At 70.2% G+C, this 3,616-nt stretch carries 4 protein-coding genes; 1 reads left to right on the top strand and 3 read right to left on the bottom strand.

What is annotated here, in order from left to right; translation table 11 throughout:
• Positions 1 to 111 precede the first annotated feature (111 nt).
• The 3 genes from AC068A_RS37200 to AC068A_RS37210 all read right to left on the bottom strand — a co-directional run bounded on the left by AC068A_RS37200 (position 112) and on the right by AC068A_RS37210 (position 2,294).
• Positions 112 to 882, bottom strand: a complete 771-nt coding sequence (locus AC068A_RS37200; protein ID WP_478590723.1) for an SDR family NAD(P)-dependent oxidoreductase — start codon at positions 880 to 882, stop codon at positions 112 to 114.
• Positions 879 to 1,598, bottom strand: a complete 720-nt coding sequence (locus AC068A_RS37205) for an HAD family hydrolase (RefSeq protein WP_478590724.1) — start codon at positions 1,596 to 1,598, stop codon at positions 879 to 881. Before AC068A_RS37205 ends, AC068A_RS37200 begins: the two co-directional genes overlap by 4 nt.
• A gap of 63 nt (positions 1,599 to 1,661) precedes the next feature.
• Positions 1,662 to 2,294 carry a ScbR family autoregulator-binding transcription factor gene (locus AC068A_RS37210; RefSeq protein WP_478590725.1) on the bottom strand — a complete coding sequence of 211 codons (633 nt, stop codon included), beginning with the start codon at positions 2,292 to 2,294 and terminating at the stop codon, positions 1,662 to 1,664.
• 253 nt (positions 2,295 to 2,547) lie between these two features.
• Between AC068A_RS37210 and AC068A_RS37215 the strand changes: the two genes are divergently transcribed.
• The gene (locus tag AC068A_RS37215) at positions 2,548 to 3,480 is read left to right on the top strand and encodes a ScbA/BarX family gamma-butyrolactone biosynthesis protein (RefSeq protein WP_478590726.1); all 933 of its coding nucleotides are present in this window, start codon (positions 2,548 to 2,550) and stop codon (positions 3,478 to 3,480) included.
• The last annotated feature ends 136 nt before the right edge of the window (positions 3,481 to 3,616 follow it).

A 3,616-nucleotide genomic window follows, 5' to 3' on the forward strand; every position in this document is an offset into this window, starting at 1 on the left:
CCACACAAAATCCCCCGCCCCTGCCCGCCCTCCCCCCCCCCCCCCCCCCCCCCCCCCCCCCCCCCCCCCTCCCCACCCCCCCCCCCCCCCCCCCTGGGGCGTACCACCCCCTCACTTCGCGGTTCTGCCGCCGTCCACCGCGAGGGCGGCTCCCGTGGTGAAGGACGAGGCATCCGAGCAGAGCCAGGCGGCGGCGCGGGCGATCTCGGTCGGATCGGCGAGGCGCCGCTGGATCGCCTTGGCGCCGAAGCCGGAGCGCACGGCGGGGCCGGCCGCGAGGACGCCGTCCATCATCTCCGTGTCCGTGCTGCCCACCACGAGGGCGTTGACGCGGATGCCGCGCTCGCCGTACTCGGCGGCCGCCGCCCTGGTCAGGCCGATGACCGCGTGCTTCGCGGCCACATAGGGCGCCGACGCGGCGGTGGCGCGTACGCCCGCGACGCTCGAGGTGTTGACGATCGAGCCGGCACCGGCCTCCAGCATGACGGGAATCTGGGCGCGCAGACAGTTCCACACACCGCGCAGATTGACGTCCAGGGTGCGGTCGAAGACATCCTCGGGGAGTTCGTGCAGCAAGGTTCCGGCGCTGGCGTAACCGGCGTTGTTGAACCCGCAGTCGAGCCCGCCGAACCGGCTGACCGCCGTGGCGACGGCGCGTTCCATGTCCGCGGGGCGGGTGACGTCGCCCGGTACGGCCACTGCCCGGCCGCCGTCCTTCCTGATGCGCTCGGCGACCTCCTCGACCCGGTCGGCCCTGCGGGCCACGAGCACGACGGCGGCTCCTTCGGCGGCGAAGTGGTGGGCCGCCGCGGCGCCGATTCCGCTGGAAGCGCCGGTTATCAGCGCCACCTTGCCGGGCAGCAGCGGTCCGGCCGGTGTCACGCGCGGCTCCCCTGGCCGGTCGCGGGCCGGGAGGGGCTCCAGAACGAATCCGATCTCATCTCCCGGTCTATTCGGTGGAGCAGGGCGTCGTCGAGCGCGTCGAGACTGCTGATCACGTGGCGCACGCCTGCCTCCCGCATGAGATCACGCTGGTGGCTGTGGACGAAGGTGGAGGGGTGGCCGACGAACGCCGTGCCGAGTTCGCGGGCCGCGTCTGCGGTCCGGGCGACGTCGTCGACGAAGAGGGCCTGGTCGGGGCGGAGCTGGAAGACGTCCTCGGTGATCTCTTTGAAGCCGGGGCGGATGTCGTTGGTGCAGACGTAGCCGGGGCCGTCGAACAGGTCGGCGTAGCTGCCCAGGTGGCGGTCGAAGTGGTCCTTGCCCAGGCCGCCGTAGCAGACCGTCTGCAGGCCCGCGCGCCGCAGTCGGTGGAGCAGGTCGCGGGTGCCCGGCGTGATCGTGACCGGGTGGCGGTCCACGTAGGCGGCGCGCTCCTCGAAATAGGCGGCGAGCGCTGCTTCGCCCGTCATGCCACCGCCCACGGCGGCCGCGAGCAACCGGCCGGCGATGTGCTGCGGCTGGGAGAAGATGGACCGTTCCAGCTCGGCGGTATACGTACCGCCTCTGCTGACGATGAAGTGGTGGATCACCGGGCTGAAAGTGTCGTTGAGCAGGACACCGTCGATGTTCAGGGCGGCCAGGCGCAGGGCGGGCATGCGGCTCCGTAGGGATCGTTCAGACGGGCGAAGTGGAGAGGACAGCCGGGGCGAGCAGCGTGTTCAGGGCATCATCGAGGCGCCGCGGGCGGGGGTCGAGTCAGCGCGGGCGATCACGGACGGGACCGCGATGCCCGGAAGGAGCAGGTTCCACATCTGCTGGGTGCGCTCGGGAAGGTCCTTGCGGCCGCAGACGACGTTGGAATACATCTGCATCCCGGTACAGGCGGCGACCACGAACTCCGCGACCACGACCGGATCGACGCCCGGCTGCAGCTCGCCGTCGTCCCGCGCGTCCGTCAGACACTTGGTCATGATCCCGCGGAAGTTCTCGTACGGGTCGGCGTCCAGGGAGCTGCTCACGGAGGCCTGTTCGTTCGTCAGCCGTACGCCGGCCCGGAGCAGCGGGTCGCGCTGCAGCTGCCACGACCACACGAGGGTGAGGTCGATGAGCCGCTGCAGGCCGCCGGCGGCAAGCAGCGGGACGATGGTCTCCGGCTGGCTGTTCATCACCGCCTTGGCCAAGCCCTCCTTGGAACCGAAGTGGAAATAGAGAGCCCCTGCGGTCACTCCGGCACGCTTGAGGATGCGGGTGATCCCGGCCCCCGCGTAGCCGAACTCGTCGAAGACCTCTGCGGCTGCGTGCAGCAGCGCGCGTCGGGTCTGTTCCGCCCGCTCCTGTTTCAGTTGCGCCATGCCTCTCACCTTCTCAAAAAAGAACGATCCTTATGATATCCGAGTCGACCGCGGTCGCAGCAAGTCCGATTCATGCGGTTTTAGCCGTTTGCGGTCCTTAACTTCCTTGAGGTGATCAAAAGATTCTCACGATCGCTCGCCCTTGACTCGTGAAAACAAAAAAAACATTATGTTTGGGCCGGATGCACGGAGTGGCTGGATCTCTCTCTGTGTAGTCGTATGCAACAACTATCGATCTTGTGGGGGGGCGGAGTTGTCTGTTTCGGTACTGGGCCTTGAGGCGCAGCCGGTCCACCAGTGGCAGGTGCACAAACTCCGAGGGGAGGAAGTCCTGCTCAGGGCATGGGCCGAGCCGTTCCCGGGGCGCTGTGTGATCACGGCGCGCTGGCCGCGGGGCCATGTCTTCTACCGGCCGTCGCAGGGTGTGTACGACCCGATGCTGGTTGCCGAGAGTGTCCGCCAGACGGTGCCGCTGCTGTCCCATGCCGTCTACGGCGTTCCGCGGGAGCACAAGCAGGCATGGGAACACTTCAGTTTCGCGATCGAACCGCTGGCGTCGCTGGTGACCACCGCCGAGGAGGAGGTGCGCCTCGTGGTGTCCTGCTCGGACGTGGTCCGCCGCGGGGGCAGGTTCGCCGGCATGACGATGGACATCGAAGTCCATCTGGGGGAGCGGCTGATGGGTACCGCGCTCACCCGCTTCAACAACCAGCCGGCGGCCATATACCGGCGGGTGCGGGGGAGTTACGCGGACACCGGCGCCACGCTCGCACGGTGCCTTCCGGCGGGCCCGCCCGTGGAGCCGCACCGGGTGGACCGACGCTCCCCGGACGACGTGGTGCTCTCACCGGCTCCGGGTGGCCGGCCGGGGCAGTGGCTGCTCCGGGTGGATCCCGCGCACCCGGTGCTGTTCGACCACGCCGTCGATCACGTGCCCGGGATGCTCCTTCTCGAGGCGGCCCGCCAGGCCACCCACGCCGTCGGCGGCGGCGACGGCGCTTCGGTCGTCACCGGGATGAGGACGAACTTCGCCCGGTACGTCGAGTTCGACGCCCCCGCCGTCGTCCTGGCCGGCGAGCCGGTCCGCGACGGCATGGGCCGGCGCCGTGTGGACGTGTCGATCGAGCAGCACGGCGTCCGGGTCTTCACCTCCGAGGTGACCGTCGAGCCGGTGATCGGCCTGTAGGCCGTACCACTGGGCCTGTAGGCCGTACCACGCGGCGCGGGGGGGGGGGGGGGGGGGGGGGGGGGGGGGGGGGGGGGGGGGGGGAGGGGGGGGGGGGGGGGGGCGGGGTACGGGCGGGTCGCGGCCACGGCGCCTG

Source organism: Streptomyces sp. NPDC043854 (genome assembly GCF_056436005.1).